This window comes from Sporosarcina sp. PTS2304, from assembly GCF_003351785.1.
In the GTDB taxonomy this organism is placed as follows: domain Bacteria; phylum Bacillota; class Bacilli; order Bacillales_A; family Planococcaceae; genus Sporosarcina.
On sequence record NZ_CP031230.1, the window covers coordinates 2,952,501 to 2,969,354 of the forward strand.

Sequence of the window (16,854 nt, forward strand, 5' to 3'; positions counted from 1 at the left end):
TGTCCATAATGGGACAGTACTTGTACGTGAATACATAGCGTGCAAGTGGCAGACCCGGAGAACTGAAACATCTAAGTACCCGGAGGAAGAGAAAGAAACATCGATTCCCTTAGTAGCGGCGAGCGAAACGGGAAGAGCCCAAACCAAGAAGCTTGCTTCTTGGGGTTGTAGGACACTCTATACGGAGTTACAAAGGAATGCGTTAGACGAAGCGACCTGGAAAGGTCCGCCAGAGTGGGTAAAAGCCCCGTAGTCGAAAGCACATTCCCTCCAGAGTGGATCCTGAGTACGGCGGAACACGTGAAATTCCGTCGGAATCCGGGAGGACCATCTCCCAAGGCTAAATACTCTCTAGTGACCGATAGTGAACCAGTACCGTGAGGGAAAGGTGAAAAGCACCCCGGAAGGGGAGTGAAATAGATCCTGAAACCATGCGCTTACAAATTGTCAGAGCCCGTTAATGGGTGATGGCGTGCCTTTTGTAGAATGAACCGGCGAGTTACGATTCCATGCAAGGTTAAGCTGAGAAAGCGGAGCCGCAGCGAAAGCGAGTCTGAATAGGGCGAATGAGTATGGGGTCGTAGACCCGAAACCAGGTGATCTACCCATGTCCAGGGTGAAGGTCAGGTAACACTGACTGGAGGCCCGAACCCACGTATGTTGAAAAATGCGGGGATGAGGTGTGGGTAGCGGTGAAATTCCAATCGAACCTGGAGATAGCTGGTTCTCTCCGAAATAGCTTTAGGGCTAGCCTCAAACGAAAGAATCTCGGAGGTAGAGCACTGTTTGGACGAGGGGCCCATCCCGGGTTACCGAATTCAGACAAACTCCGAATGCCGATGATTTATGTTTGGGAGTCAGACAGTGGGTGATAAGATCCATTGTCGAGAGGGAAACAGCCCAGACCACCAGCTAAGGTCCCCAAGTATCTGTTAAGTGGAAAAGGATGTGGCGTTGCCCAGACAACCAGGATGTTGGCTCAGAAGCAGCCATCATTTAAAGAGTGCGTAATAGCTCACTGGTCGAGTGGCGCTGCGCCGAAAATGTACCGGGGCTAAACAGATCACCGAAGCTGTGGATTGACGCAAGTCAATGGTAGGAGAGCGTTCCAAGGGCGTTGAAGCTGGACCGGAAGGACTGGTGGAGCGCTTGGAAGTGAGAATGCCGGTATGAGTAGCGAAAGAAGGGTGAGAATCCCTTCCACCGAATGCCCAAGGTTTCCTGAGGAAGGCTCGTCCGCTCAGGGTTAGTCAGGACCTAAGTCGAGGCCGATAGGCGTAGACGATGGACAACAGGTTGATATTCCTGTACCACCTCCCCGCCGTTTGAGTAATGGGGGGACGCAGTAGGATAGGGTGAGCACACAGTTGGTTGTGTGTCTAAGCAGTGAGGCGGAAAACGAGGAAAATCCCGTTTTCATCTAACGCTGGGCTGTGATGGCGAGGAGAATTGTCTCCAGAGTCCCTGATTTCACACTGCCAAGAAAAGCCTCTAGCGAGGCGGGAGGTGCCTGTACCGCAAACCGACACAGGTAGGCGAGGAGAGAATCCTAAGGTGATCGAGAGAACTCTCGTTAAGGAACTCGGCAAAATGACCCCGTAACTTCGGGAGAAGGGGTGCTCTGGTAGGGTGAATAGCCCGAGAGAGCCGCAGTGAATAGGCCCAGGCGACTGTTTAGCAAAAACACAGGTCTCTGCAAAACCGTAAGGTGACGTATAGGGGCTGACGCCTGCCCGGTGCTGGAAGGTTAAGAGGAGGGGTTAGCGCAAGCGAAGCTCTGAATTGAAGCCCCAGTAAACGGCGGCCGTAACTATAACGGTCCTAAGGTAGCGAAATTCCTTGTCGGGTAAGTTCCGACCCGCACGAAAGGCGTAACGATCTGGGCACTGTCTCAACGAGAGACTCGGTGAAATTATAATATGCGTGAAGATGCGCATTACCCGCGACAGGACGGAAAGACCCCGTGGAGCTTTACTGTAGCCTGATATTGAATTCCGGTGCAGCCTGTACAGGATAGGTAGGAGCCTTTGATTCCGGAGCGCCAGCTTCGGAGGAGGCATTGGTGGGATACTACCCTGGCTGTATTGGACTTCTAACCCATGCCCGTGATCCGGGCAGGAGACAGTGTCAGGTGGACAGTTTGACTGGGGCGGTCGCCTCCTAAAGAGTAACGGAGGCGCCCAAAGGTTCCCTCAGAATGGTTGGACATCATTCGTAGAGTGCAAAGGCATAAGGGAGCTTGACTGCGAGACCTACAAGTCGAGCAGGGTCGAAAGACGGGCTTAGTGATCCGGTGGTTCCGCATGGAAGGGCCATCGCTCAACGGATAAAAGCTACCCCGGGGATAACAGGCTTATCTCCCCCAAGAGTCCACATCGACGGGGAGGTTTGGCACCTCGATGTCGGCTCGTCGCATCCTGGGGCTGTAGTCGGTCCCAAGGGTTGGGCTGTTCGCCCATTAAAGCGGCACGCGAGCTGGGTTCAGAACGTCGTGAGACAGTTCGGTCCCTATCCGTCGCGGGCGCAGGAAATTTGAGGAGAGCTGTCCTTAGTACGAGAGGACCGGGATGGACATACCGCTGGTGTACCAGTTGTCTTGCCAAAGGCATCGCTGGGTAGCTATGTATGGACGGGATAAATGCTGAAAGCATCTAAGCATGAAGCCCCCTTCAAGATGAGATTTCCCATTACGCAAGTAAGTAAGATCCCTCAAAGAAGATGAGGTGGATAGGTCTGGGGTGGAAGCACGGCGACGTGTGTAGCTGACAGATACTAATCGATCGAGGACTTAACCTATTATTGAAAAGCGGAAGCAGTTACTTGAACAACCCAATGTCTTTTATTCAGTTTTGAGTGAACAACTCAACAGTCTAGTAACGATAGCGAAGAGGTCACACCCGTTCCCATACCGAACACGGAAGTTAAGCTCTTCAGCGCCGATGGTAGTTGGAGGTTTCCTCCTGTGAGAGTAGGACGTTGCTGGGCAAGCGAAGCCATTCCTTATGGAAATCCATGGGGGATGGCTTTTTTGTGTGTAAATATATTTAAAAACTTGTAAATTTCCCTATTGTTGTGAGAAGGGGGAGGAGTGATGGAGTGCAAGGAATCGAACTGATGGGACTCGAACGTATGACATACGTGAGACTCGCCATCGGTGAAGATGACGCGGCAATCCGTCGCTCATCGCCCTTCGGAACCCGAACACGGAAGTTAAGCTCGCGCGCCGATGGTAGTTGGGGGTTTCCCCCTGTGAGAGTAGGACGTTGCTGGGCAAGCGAAGCCATTCCTTATGGACATCCATGAGGAATGGCTTTTTTATGTTTTCCAATAAATAGAATGGCAATGAAAAGAAGATGAATAACGAACGAACTCATAGTATGAATCATAATACACATAACATTGTTCAGTAGTTTATTTTGACTACCCTAACTTAGACGGTGAAGTTAGGGTATATTGGTAGTAAAGAGTTTTAAATGACTGGGGGGGATCTGATGGTTCTGACGATTATTAAGCGTTTCTTTAACGAACGTTTTTTTGATCAAGCAGCGCAAAATGCTTACTATTTACTGTTGTCAGTTTTGCCATTTCTATTAGTGGTTTTGTCTATTGTACAGTTCCTGCCTGTACAAGAAGCCAGTATTTTAGCTTTACTCCGTCCATTTGTACCAGAAGAGTCGTTTCAACTTATTGAGCAGAGTATACAATCGATGCTGTATAAAAGCCATGGTAATCTTCTGATAGTCAGTGTGGTTGCTGCGCTATGGACTTCATCTATTGCTGTGCAATCATTTGCCCGTTCTTTGGACTTAGCCAATAAGAAAAAGCAACGACAGGCATTATGGATTTCCTTTATTAGAAATATCGGTGTCACTATTTTGTTTATGTTAGTTATGCCGTTATCTTTGTTTTTACCTTTGCTAGAAAAATTATTTCGAAAAGTCATTGCATATTATGATGTCTTTGAAGATTGGGAAGGCTGGTTATATATTTGGCCTAATATCAAGTGGGGATTGGGAACGTTCTTTTTATTGTTGTTTTTTATGTTGTTTTATCAACTGGTTCCTACAGGGAAAATGAAGTGGAAAGAGGCGTTACCTGGTGCCTTATTTTCAGCATTTGGCTGGCAACTAGTGTCACTTTTGTTCGGGGATTATGTAGCGAGAGTGGATTATTCTAGATTATATGGACAATTGGCGGGTATTATTATGCTTGTGCTATGGTTTTATTTAACGGCAGTCATTATTATGTTATCAGGACTGCTGAATGCGGAGTGGAAAAGAAAGGGGCGTTCTACGTGAAGATTTTAGTAGTGGATGATGATATACATATTTTAGAGTTGGTCAGTATTCATTTGCGTCAGGCGGGTTATACGGTGGTGAAAGCAATGAATGGCGTACAAGCTTTAGAGTTAGTAGATCAGGAGTGGCCGGATTTAGCAGTAGTGGATGTCATGATGCCTGGTATGGACGGTTACACCTTGACTAAAAAACTACGTGAAGGTTCTGAAATTCCTGTGTTACTATTGACGGCTAAAGGTGAGATGGAAGATAAAGAGCGAGGATTTCTAGCAGGTTCGGATGATTATTTAGTGAAGCCTTTTGAACCGAAAGAGTTATTGTTTCGAATCCATGCTATTTTGCGCCGTTATGATAAGGCGGTTGACAGAATAATCCAGGTAGGTTCGTTAGTGATCAATCGGCAAAGTTATGAGGTCGTTCTCGGAAAGAAGTCCTTATTACTGCCATTGAAAGAGTTTGAATTATTGTCTGTATTAGCCTCTCGTCAGAATCAAGTATTTACACGAGATGTACTAGTCGAGCGTGTGTGGGGATTCGACTATGAAGGAGATGAGCAGACGTTAAGTGTTCATATTAAAAGACTCCGTGATAAGTTGGAGAAACTTACGGATGAAGTGAAGATTGTGACGATTCGTGGAGTGGGGTATAAATTAGAGGTGACGGAATGAAGTCGCTCTATGGAAAGTTTTTGGTGATGACACTTGGTATTATGTTGACTAGCGCACTGATTGCCTTTTTGACAGTCAATACGTACTATCATCGCTATTTGAAAGAAGAAAATGATAGCAAAAATGTGGCGATAGCACAACAAATTTCCTCATTCATTGAAGTGACAGAAGGATTAGAGCTAGATGTTTATTTTGAGACGCTAGCCCGGACAGGTTATAAGTTGTTAGTCGTTGAAGCAGATGGACATTCAGTTGTGTACGGAGAAAAATTTCGTGAGAACAATTTAACTAGCGAATCAATTCGACAAGTACATGCGGGACAAGTGTATCATGGTATGCGTGATTTGCAGTCTGAGACATTTGTGACAGGATACTTTTCTAATGAGTCTGCGAATACGGTTGGGGTTCCTTTTACTTATGGCGGAGAAACGTATGCTCTTTTTCTACGTCCTGATATAAAGATGTTATTTACTGAAATTCACTACTTGCTTGGCGGTATGGTGATCGTTATGGCGGTAATTAGTTTACTAGCCATGCTGGTAGTGGCGCGTAAATTGATTGAACCTATTGTAGTTTTGACGCGTGCGACGAAGAGGGTAGGGGAAGAGCGTTTCAGTGGAGAGTTAATGATTGATCGTCGCGACGAGATCGGTCAGCTGGCTGAAAGCTTTCAACAGATGATTAATCGTTTAAGTGAAAATGATCAAATTCGCAAGGCTTTCATTAGTGATGTATCACACGACTTCCAATCACCTTTGTTGAATATAAAAGGCTATGCTGATTTGCTGTCAGATGAAGAGCTACCTATTGAAGAAAGAAAGCGGTATGCCAGTATTATTCAGTCTGAAACAGAACGCTTGTCTACATTGACGAAACAGTTGCTGTTATTGACATCGTTGGATCAACTTGTGTCTCCATTGCAGAAAAAGGTGTTTCGCGTAGATGAGCAAGTAAAAGAGACCGTCCGAAAGTATCAATGGTTGCTGCAAGAGAAAGAGTTATCACTTATGCTGGAAATTGATGAAGTAACTTATGAGGGGGATCCTGCGTTTCTTGACAAAGTGTGGGAAAACTTAGTATCGAATGCATTGAAATATACGCCAGATGGTGGAACGATTGATATACGATTAACTGAACAAGCAAATGAAATCTATTTTTCTATTGAAGATAACGGAATAGGGATGTCTGAGGAGACAAGTCAGCGGATTTTTGACAGGTTTTACCGTGCTGATCATTCGCGTACCCGTGAAGTTGAAGGAACAGGGCTTGGTTTATCGATCGTTGAACAAGTAGTTCGATTGCACGATGGCCGTGTGACAATAAGCAGTGAGCTCGGCGTAGGTACTACATTTACTGTGCAGTTGCCTAAATTGTAATATAGAGTTCATCTTCAGTTCATCTAGCCGTGGTAGGATAAAGATAATAGATAGATGACAGGAGGAAATGTAGTATGCAGGAAAAATGGAGTTTACGTTTGATTCGCGTTGCAGCGATTTTTGGTTTAATTGGAACTGTGCTTGGTTCCCATATGGCGGGAAATGGTTCATATGCTTTTCGTCCAATTCACGCGCATATTTTACTAGTAGGCTGGCTTTCAATGTTTGCGTGGGGAGTATTTTATAAAATTTACCGTGTACGAGCGAAAAAGATTTTAACACTTCAAGGGTGGACGGGAATCATTGGTGCCATTGGTCTAACGGCAGGAATGTGGTTGCAATTTCTGCAACCGTTCAATATTAACGAAACATTTGCTTTAATCTTCTATATTGTTGGTGGTACAGTTTTATTAGTTAGTTTCGCATTGTTTGTCGTTGTGACAATGATGGTGGAAAAGCCAAAAGCTGTTCGGTAAATAGAAGTACTACCCAAGTATGCGGTCATCTGCGTACTTGGTTTTTTTTGCGTTCATTTTGCAGATTGTCGAATCGTAAGGAAAATCTCTAGCCGAAAGTCAGCCGTTTCAACAAAAACAGCATTTCTATTATGACATACTGGAATAATCCAACATTGTAAAGGAGCTTTGCCCATGACTGCTCAAAACCGGTTTACCTTAACGATGATTTGTTTCAGCGTACTTATTGCTGGCACTCTTTTGATTAAACAAACAGCGAGTTCGGAACAGGCGAAAATAGAGCTTGTTGGAATTGACTATGCAGAGATGAACAAGGCTGTTGAGCTCGTACTTGAGGACATGCCTGAAATAGAAACAGAACTTCAGTGGATTCGCTCGAGTGTAAAACCGATGACAACCGACCATTCGTTTTCTACTAATAAAACAAAGTTTAGAATACGTGTGAAAAATCATTTGATTAAAGAAGAACATTCATCTTCATTTCTAAGTGGTATTGCAGAAAAACAGACGAACCGCTATAAAGATATGCTGGAAATTTCAAAAACGGAGTATAAAATTCGTCTGACAGAGGAAGAGGTGGATGACTATATTAAGCAAAACGTAACTACCGTTTGGAATAGGGATAAACGAAAATATGCGAAGGCGCTGGGCTTAACTTTAGATGAATTAGACTATGCGTTTGATCGGGATGTGTATGCGATGGATGCATTGTGGCAGAAACTACTGCCAATTGCGATTGAGGAGTATCCGAGACATAGGGGAGAGGAAGGGGAAGCGTACAAAGTCCGTGTAAAAGAAGAGTTTTTTAGTATGGAGAAAAAAAGCGAGGATGAAAACTGACTATACCATTTACCAGTTTAAGAGTTTTGTAAGTGTAACCTACTATACTCAAAATAGGGGTAGATTTGTATCGAAAAGAGGGTGTGGTAGTGCATAAGTTGATGGGTTGGATACTGGTGCTTGGCGGGTTGCTGTTAATCTGCTATCCATTTTTAAAAAATATAGCCTACGATCGACAACAACAACAACTCCTCGAAGCATTTGATCAGCTGGGTGCAATGGAAGATATCGACTTTTCAGAGGAACAGGCAACTGTAGAACCTTCTAAAGGCTCTGATAAAAAGACCGATCCCGCATTAAAAGGCGGACGTGGCATTGTAACCATCGATAAAATCGGTCTTGAAATGTTGATATTTGAAGGAGTTACAGAAAAGGAACTCGGTAAAGGTGCAGGAATGATAGAGCCCCAAAAAGACTTTACCAAACATAACATCGGACTTGCAGGGCATCGTGCTGTAGCGGATGGTAAGCAATTTAACCGTCTAGGAGAACTTGAAGCGGGCGATGAAATTCAAGTCAGTACGAAAAAAGAGACGTTGCATTATCGTATAACGGACACATTTGTCGTACATAAAACAGATGTATCTGTATTGGAAGATCAAAATACACCGCAACTGACATTAGTCACTTGTACTCCATTAGGCAGTTGGCATCCGCCTGATCGGTTAATCGTCCAAGCAGAATTGCAAACAGTGGAGAAGCGTTAACATGGTTATTTATATTGTCATATAGATAAGGATTGGGAGAAGGGGACATTCATTTGATGAATCAAGTAAGAGAAACCCGGACCAACAAACAACTCAGAAGGGAGAGGGCAACACAAATTGAAGAAGCAATTACACATATTCATGCTCACGCTACTAGTCTTGGGTCAGACGATTCTTGGTCCATTAGGCGCTGGTGTAGCGAGTGCGGAAAGTCTTCCGGGTGCATCGTCGAATGATGCGAAGCAAGAAGTTCAAGAGAAATCACCAGACAAAGCGGTTTCTAGCATGAACAGTATAGAGGCGGACGGGAAGAAGCCTGAGAACACAGAAAAACCGGATAAAAAAGAAGAATCTACTCCTTCTAAAAAGCCAGTAGACGAAGGAACTTCAGCACCACCGGAGGGCACCGATGGCAAGGTGGAGGAAAAGCCTGCAGAAGATAAGCCAGCTACGACACCAGATGGAGAGAAGGATAAGCCAAGTACTACGGATAAGAAACCGTCGACAGGCAAAGATGATGCTGACAAGCCTACAGCAGAAAAAGAAGGCGATAAAGAGGTAGATAAGAAAGAAGAAGGTCAGTCGGATGAAGAAGTGACGGATGAAAGTAAGAAGCCTGCTACAGGTGAAGACGGCACTGAAGAGGACGCGACTGATGATGAGGTTGATGGAGTTGACGGTGAAGTATTGGAAGAGGATGGAGAAGAAGAGAACGATTCAATGGAGGTTGGTTCAGAAATCGACCTTAACAGTGTTACAGTATTAAACTTTGAGCAGCTTGTTTTAAGCGGTTCTGTGAATGGAACGATTACAGATCCAGCACAAGCAGCGAACTTTACACCGGTACTTGGTGACAAAGTTCGAGTTTATTATAATTTTGTCACTACTCCTCAAGAAGAAGCTGGCGTAGGATCAAGCTTTACGTTCAATTTGCCACAAGGTTTAGTAAATTTTAATCAAGGCGGTCTAAATGGAACACTCGCTGATGGCGATGTAACATTTTCATATGAGACGCAAGGAAGCACTGTAACAGTTACAATTACAGACGGGTATCTCCCAGCAGCGGCACCGTATACAGGAAGGCTAGACTTTTTGGCTGAATTGAGCGGTGCTAATACCGACAATCAATTGGAACAAACACTGGAGATTCCGTTAAAAGGTTCCGCGTCTATTGAAATTCCTTTCGTCTTTAAGCCATCAGGCGGGAATAAGCCTATGACTAAAACAGGCGAGGCAGTTGTAGACGGCAATGATCGGTTTATTGATTGGACAGTTTGGACGAATCGCAATGGAATGTTATTATCTAATGCAAAGATCACGGATGTGACTGATGGAAAACACGTGCTTGAAGGCAATATAACAATCAAAAAGTATGAGGTAGGATTGTCAGGTGTAGCTGCAAATTCTTATGCTACTGAGACTGTGAACAGTTTTGCTGATATCAGTCTTACTGGTCGTGACGCTTACGAAATTACTTATAGAACAAAAGTGACGCATGTGCAAACCGAGGAAATAGAATCTTTTACAAATACAGCGACACTAACTAATAATGAGACTACTGTAGAAAGTACAACTGGTAGTGCAAGCCATAAATACGGTCTGAAAATGGAGAAGACAGCTACTGCAAAGGATAAGTATAAGGGTAGCTGGCAAATAGAGTATAACTACTTCGGTAGTAAAGGTACTAAGACATTAACAGATACAGTAACAGGTCCGCACAAGATTATTGGAAGTACAGTTAAAGCTTATAATGTAACAGTAGATTCTCTAGGTAACGGGACGAAAGGTAGTTTAGTTAGTCCACAGCCGACGTTTAATCTAGACGCGGATGGTAAAGGATTTACAGTTGAGTTAGCATCCCCGAATGGTGAGGCGTATTTTATTGAATACGATACAGAGTATGATAAAGAATTTGTTACAGCAGGTGGAAGTGTAAAAAACACTGTGACTGATGATACAAATCCTGCAAGCGATACGATTTTAATAGAAGAAAATATTTTCAGTAAAACGCGTAGCTCAATAGATTACAATAATAAAATTATCACGTGGACAATCAGCGTAAATGCTGAGCATGCTATGAATGGGTTTACAATTGAAGATGATTTTGAAAGTTATTCAACTGGTGGAACTCGTCAGAAATTAGTAAATCCAAGTAATCCATTTATTATTACTAACTCAGTTATCCCGACTAACAAGGCCCTTAAAGGTACGGACGGAGATGCAGGATTCACACTGGAGTTTGGTAACTTAACAAAAGGTCAAAACTTTACAATCACATACCAAACAAAGTTTGATATTTTACCAAATGGTACTACTTATGGTGAATATAAAAACACTGCAATAGGTTCTTGGACGGGAGCTGTTGATGGAAAAACTTATTCGATACCAAAATCAGCTGAATATGCACCAGGAAATTCCTCACCGACCGGTAAAAATGGATATAAGAATGGTGAATTTGATCATGTGGATCAAGTATTTAATTGGAACTTAGCAGTGAATATTAACAAGCAAGAAATTAATGGTGCAACTTTGACCGACACTATTGGAGATGGGCATGCAATAGTTGACGGTTCTATTAAAGTATATAAGCTTAATTTGGGTAACGATGATGAAACAGGCACAGTAGGGGCTGAGGTGACTTCTGGATTTACATTCACAGAAAAAACAGCAAAGAAATTCGTAATTACATTTAATGCATCGACTACAGATGCTTATATCGTGAAATATCAAACAAAAGATACAGATAATGTAATTGGAAACGGTCCGAATGGTGATACGTATGGAAATACAGCGAGTTTTGCAACGCCTAATAGTGGTAGTTTTCCATTCACAGCAACTGCAGAAGTAAAACATGCAAATAAATTAATTGTCAAAACTGCAACTCAAAATCCGAATGACGAAACGATTACGTGGCTAGTCAAAGTCAATGAGTCACATTCCACTTTAGGAAACATTACTTTATACGATAAAATGTCCCCTAACCAATTGATTTTGACGGAGACATTTGAGAAACGTGAAATTCGTATGAATAAAGCTGGTACCCACAGTTATGGTCCATGGGTGGCATTTACTCCTACAGTAGATAAAGCAAATAATAGCTTCACTTATAATTTAGGTGAACTGAATAAAATAGGATATGAAGTTCGTTACAAAACATTTTTCTTAGGTGCAAACAATGAGAACTTCAGAAACGAAGCATCCATAGACTATGCAGGTACAGAAGCGAACGCTAGTAAAAAGGACGATGTAACAAATCAAAACTTCGTATATAATGCGTCCAGTGGTACCATTTCTTCAACTAGAGGAACGTTGGAACTACACAAGACAGGATGGAATCCATTAACTGGTGCTTCAGTCAACTTACCGGGGATTACATTTGGTCTTTACAATAAGAATGGAAATATTAAATTAGCAGAAGCTGTGACAGACAGCGAAGGTAGATTAACATTCGAGAATATTCGTTATGGCAAGTACACATTGAAAGAATCGGGCACTCCTAACGATTACGTGTCTTTACCAGTAGCTGGTCGTCCAATCACAATGGGTGCAGATATAGACTTTAATGTCAATGGAAACAAGCTTTACAATGTGGTGAATGAAGAAAAAGTAGACATGACAAACGCTTGTACAGCATTTACATTAACGATTAATGATACAAACGGTGATCCGCGTAAGGATAAGGTTATACAACTAATTAACGCAAATGGTGAAGTGAAAGCAGAGGTTGATACACTGGCAACAGGCAAAATTACTGTGCAACAAGCACAAGTTCCTGCCGGTAAGTATCAAGTGAAGATAAAAGACGGCGAGATTTTAGAATCCAACTTAATGATCTCGTATGAAAAAGATGCAGATGATTTATGTGGAGCAAAGATTCAACCACCTATTACTTGTGATGTTTATACGATCGCAGTTACTAAAGACGGTTCTCCACGCGTAAATACTGATGTGCTATTAAAGCAAGGAAATACAGTAGTCGTTTCAAAGAAAACAAATGCAGATGGAGAATTCACAGTTCCTGCAACTACAGCACCAGGAACTTATAAATTATATGAAGGAAAGCAGTTTTTGGCGGAAGTTGAAATTGACTACAACGATGAAAATTGTAAAACAACAGTTGTCCAAGTGCCAAAATGCGAAACGTTCACATTAACAGTTCGCGATGTAGATGGAGAATTAGATGGCAATGCTAGTATTGTCATTAAAGACAAAGACGGAACTGAAGTCAAAACAGGTACAACAGATGATGATGGTCAACTTGTAGTATCTGATCTCAATCCAGGGGAATATGACGTATTTAGATCTGGAGCGACGGAGCCGTTTGCTGATTTTACAGTTACTATAAATTGTGAAGCGGATGTTAAGCCAGTACCAGTATGTACAGACTTCACAATAATTGTAAGTGACGAAAGTGATAGTCTTCGTAAAAATGTTGAATTAACATTGAAGGATGGAATGAAAGGCACTTCAATTCATACCGGAAAAACAAATGAATTGGGTGAGTTCTCGGTTTCAGTAGCTGATCTAGTTCAAGCTAAAGGTGCAGGAGAATACTTCTTATTTGAAGGTGATTTATTCATCACTAAAGTAAACGTAAGCTTCAAAGACGACTGCCTAGCAGAAGTCTCCGCAGCACCCGTATGTATCGACTTCACTTTAACAGTCCTGACCAGAGGCGGCGCAATACGTCCGAACTTGCCAAACGTTACAGTGAAAGACGCAGCAGGAACAGAAATTGCGAGCGGTACGACAGATGCGAATGGACAGCTGAAGATCGACCAATCGAAAATCAAGCAAGGCGTATACAGAGCGTATTACAATAATTCGCTCATCAATTCATTTGAAGTGAAAAATGAATGTGCAGCCTCTGTGAAGCCAAAACCACTTCCGCCACAACCGGAAGTTTGTGAAGAGTTTACGATTGCGGTATTCGAAGATACTGATCCAGTAGGTCCGAATATTGAAGTGGTATTAAAATCAGGTGAAACAACTGTCGCCTCAGGCAAAACGAATCTAGATGGAAACGTAATAATTCCAAAGAATACATTACCTGATGGCGAATATGACGTATATGTAAACGGCAAGAAAATAGAAGGTAAGAAAGTAAAAGTAACAGATACTTGTACCGATACAATTACTCTACCAACAGCACTGACATGTGAAGACTTTATATTAACGATTACACAAAACGGTAAACCAGTAGCTACTGGAAAAGATGTTGTGTTAAAATCTGATGATAAAGAAATTGCAAAAGGTAAGACAGACCAAACTGGTAAAGTAGTCTTCCCAAATAAGGTGGCACACGGTGAATATGATGTGTATGTAGACGGCGAGAAGATTGGTACTGTGTCGGTGGCGGATAACTGCGAGGGTGCGATTGAATTCATTCCAGTGTGTAAGGAATTCACTGTTACCGTTACTGAAGAAGGTAAACCAGTCGCTGACAAAGAAGTCGTATTGAAGAAAGGCGACACGGAAGTAGCGAAGAGCACAACAAATAAAGAAGGTAAAGTAGTATTCCCCGGGAAATTACCAGAGGGCGAATACGATGCATATGTGGATGGTAAGAAAGTAGATACAGTGAAAGTTACAGAAACTTGTGAAGACACGATCATTATCGAGTCCACTCCAGTATGTAAAGACTTCACAGTATCCGTAACAGAAAACGGCAAGCCAGTAGCTGGCGGAAAAGACGTGGTTCTGAAGAAGGACGGCAAGGAAGCCGCTAGTGGTAAGACGGATAAAGACGGCAAGGTTGTATTGCCGAAAGTAGACCTTCCAAACGGAGAGTATGAAGTATTCGTAGACGGCAAGAAAGCAGGCGACGTAACTGTCACAGAAACATGTGAAAGTACGGTTGACTTGGTTCAGGCCCCAGTATGTAAAGACTTTACAGTAACCGTAACAGAAAGCGGCAAGCCGGTAGCTGGCGGAAAAGACGTGGTTCTGAAGAAGGACGGCAAGGAAGTTGCTAGTGGTAAGACAGATAAAGACGGCAAGGTTGTATTGCCGAAAGTAGACCTTCCAAACGGAGAGTATGAAGTATTCGTAGACGGCAAGAAAGCAGGCACCGTAACTGTTACAGAAACATGTGAAAGTACGGTTGACGTAACGCCAGCGCCAGTATGTGAAGAGTTTACTATTACAGTTATGGAAAATGGTAAGCCGGTTCAAGCGGGCAAGCAAGTTATTTTGAAATTCGAAAACCGAGAAATTGTGACAGGTGTAACAAATGCAAAAGGTGAAGTAATCTTTACTAGAGAAGCGTTGCCAAAGGGTATATATGGAGCATATGTTGATGGAGATTTTGTAGAGACAGTAGTAGTTTCCGCTAGCTGTGAAACTACAATCACAACTACACCAGCTCCGGTATGTGAGAATGTAACGATTACCGTAATGGAAAGCGGAACTCCAGTTGTGGATAAAGAAGTTGTTTTACAAGCAAATGGTAAAGAAGTAGCAAAAGGTAAGACAGATGCAAGCGGTAAGGTAAACTTACCGAAGAAAGATTTGCCGAATGGAACGTACGAGGCGTTCGTAGATGGCAAGGAAGCAGGCACAGTCATCGTGACGGACTCTTGCGAAAGCACGATCGTATTGACACCAGCTCCAGTATGTAAAGAGTTTACTGTAACGGTAACGGAAGACGGTAAACGAGTCGGAGCGGGCAAAACAGTAGCATTGAAATCCGGCAACACAGAAATTGTTTCAGGTTTGACGAATGACAACGGTCAGGCAGTTCTTAACAACGACCAGTTGCTTGACGGCACGTATGAAGTATTCGTCGATAACAAGTATGTTGGAAAAGTAACAGTTTCTGCTACATGTGAAGCAATGATAGATGTAGTGGTTGCGCCAGTATGTGAAGATTTTACATTAACAGTGTATGAAAATGGCGTACCGGTAACTGTCGGTAAAGTTATAACGCTGAAGACAGGCGAAACGGAAGTCGTTACAGGCACAACAGACTTTGCAGGAAAAATTGTATTTGATAAAGATCAATTGCCAAATGGTGAATACGATGCCTACTATGAAGGTAACAATGTAGGGAAAGTAGTAGTGACAGATTCTTGTGAGGAATCACTGACATTACCGATTACTCAGATTTGTCAAGAGTTTACGATAACAGTAAATAAGTATGGCCAGCCAGTACCAGCAGGTGAACTAGTAGAATTAAAGATTGGTGCGACTGAAATAGTCAAAGGGCTAACAAATAGCCAAGGGCAAGTGATTTTCCCAACTGAACAATTGCCACAAGGAACATACCAAGCATATGTTGGAAATATAGGCGTTGGAGTAGTCATCGTAGACGCTACATGTCAAGCTATTCTAAATACAGAATTGACTTCAGATGGCGATAACCCAACTGAACCAGGCACACCAGGCGATCCAAATGAGCCAGGCAACCCAGGCACGCCAGGCGATCCAAATGAGCCAGGCGATCCAGGCACACCAGGCGATCCAAATGAGCCAGGCAACCCAGGCACACCAGGCGATCCAAATGAGCCAGGCAACCCAGGCACACCAGGCGATCCAAATGAGCCAGGGAAACCAGGCACACCGGGCGATCCAAATGAGCCAGGGAAACCGGGTACACCGGGCGATCCAAATGAGCCAGGGAAACCGGGTACACCGGGCGATCCAAATGAGCCAGGGAAACCAGGCACACCGGGCGATCCAAATGAGCCAGGGAAACCGGGCACACCGGGCGATCCAAATGAGCCAGGGAAACCGGGTACACCGGGCGATCCAAATGAGCCAGGGAAACCAGGCACGCCAGGCGATCCAAATGAGCCAGGGAAACCAGGCACACCGGGCGATCCAAATGAGCCAGGGAAACCGGGCACACCGGGCGATCCGAATGAGCCAGGGAAACCGGGTACACCGGGCGATCCAAATGAGCCAGGGAAACCAGGCACACCGGGCGATCCGAATGAGCCAGGGAAACCAGGTACACCGGGCGATCCGAATGAGCCAGGAAAACCAGGCACACCGGGCGATCCGAATGAGCCAGGCAATCTAGGCACACCGGGCGATCCGAATGAGCCAGGGAAACCAGGCACACCGGGCGATCCGAATGAGCCAGGAAAACCAGGCACACCGGGCGATCCGAATGAGCCAGGCAATCCAGGCACACCGGGCGATCCAAATGAGCCAGGGAAACCAGGCACACCAAACGTTCCGAATAAACCAGGAGTTAGTGGTAATATTAACACTGGAACTAACACGGGCAACACTAACAGCAACAATAGTAACATGAATTCAAGCGGGAACAGTAATTCAAATGTAGCATCAACAGGAAACAACTTACCTCAAACAGGGGAAGCATACCCTATCATTCCAATCGCAACAGGACTATTATTGATTGGAGCGGGAGCTTGGGTGTTGCGCAGAAAGAAACATGCATAAATAACGCATAGAAAAACCAGTCTCCAACAGAGGCTGGTTTTTTCTATGCGTTTAAGTATTTTGTAAGAGTGATCGTCTAC

7 protein-coding genes and 2 rRNA genes (1 of these 9 cut by a window edge) are annotated in these 16,854 nt (G+C 43.7%); all 9 read left to right on the plus strand.

The genetic code is table 11. From position 1 onward, the window contains the following. Window positions 1-2,796, plus strand: a 23S ribosomal RNA gene (locus DV702_RS14185); it begins 131 nt to the left of the window's first position. Between the two features lie 73 nt (window positions 2,797-2,869). Next, window positions 2,870-2,985: ribosomal RNA gene (gene rrf / locus DV702_RS14190) — 5S ribosomal RNA — on the plus strand. Between the two features lie 506 nt (window positions 2,986-3,491). After that, the gene (locus DV702_RS14200; protein ID WP_114925328.1) at window positions 3,492-4,298 is read left to right on the plus strand and encodes a YihY/virulence factor BrkB family protein; all 807 of its coding nucleotides are present in this window, start codon (window positions 3,492-3,494) and stop codon (window positions 4,296-4,298) included. Next, complete coding sequence (locus DV702_RS14205) at window positions 4,295-4,966, plus strand: response regulator transcription factor (protein WP_114925329.1); 672 nt, start codon at window positions 4,295-4,297, stop codon at window positions 4,964-4,966. Before DV702_RS14200 ends, DV702_RS14205 begins: the two co-directional genes overlap by 4 nt. After that, entirely contained in the window at window positions 4,963-6,342 is a 1,380-nt protein-coding gene (locus tag DV702_RS14210) for a sensor histidine kinase (protein ID WP_114925330.1), read from the plus strand. Before DV702_RS14205 ends, DV702_RS14210 begins: the two co-directional genes overlap by 4 nt. A gap of 74 nt (window positions 6,343-6,416) precedes the next feature. After that, window positions 6,417-6,818, plus strand: a complete 402-nt coding sequence (locus tag DV702_RS14215) for a hypothetical protein (RefSeq protein ID WP_114925331.1) — start codon at window positions 6,417-6,419, stop codon at window positions 6,816-6,818. Between the two features lie 174 nt (window positions 6,819-6,992). After that, the gene (locus tag DV702_RS14220; protein ID WP_114925332.1) at window positions 6,993-7,658 is read left to right on the plus strand and encodes a hypothetical protein; all 666 of its coding nucleotides are present in this window, start codon (window positions 6,993-6,995) and stop codon (window positions 7,656-7,658) included. Between the two features lie 89 nt (window positions 7,659-7,747). Beyond that, the gene (locus DV702_RS14225; protein WP_114925333.1) at window positions 7,748-8,365 is read left to right on the plus strand and encodes a class D sortase; all 618 of its coding nucleotides are present in this window, start codon (window positions 7,748-7,750) and stop codon (window positions 8,363-8,365) included. 117 nt (window positions 8,366-8,482) lie between these two features. Further along, a complete protein-coding gene (locus tag DV702_RS14230) occupies window positions 8,483-16,774 on the plus strand; it encodes a collagen binding domain-containing protein (protein ID WP_114925334.1) in 8,292 nt (2,763 codons plus the stop codon). Window positions 16,775-16,854: the final 80 nt, after the last annotated feature.

Excerpts from the sequence above, each read along its gene's own strand:
- DV702_RS14220 (WP_114925332.1), top strand. The coding sequence starts at position 6,993 with ATGACTGCTCAAAACCGGTTTACCTTAACGATGATTTGTTTCAGCGTA.
- DV702_RS14215 (WP_114925331.1), top strand. The coding sequence starts at position 6,417 with ATGCAGGAAAAATGGAGTTTACGTTTGATTCGCGTTGCAGCGATTTTT.
- DV702_RS14210 (WP_114925330.1), top strand. The coding sequence starts at position 4,963 with ATGAAGTCGCTCTATGGAAAGTTTTTGGTGATGACACTTGGTATTATG.
- DV702_RS14200 (WP_114925328.1), top strand. The coding sequence starts at position 3,492 with ATGGTTCTGACGATTATTAAGCGTTTCTTTAACGAACGTTTTTTTGAT.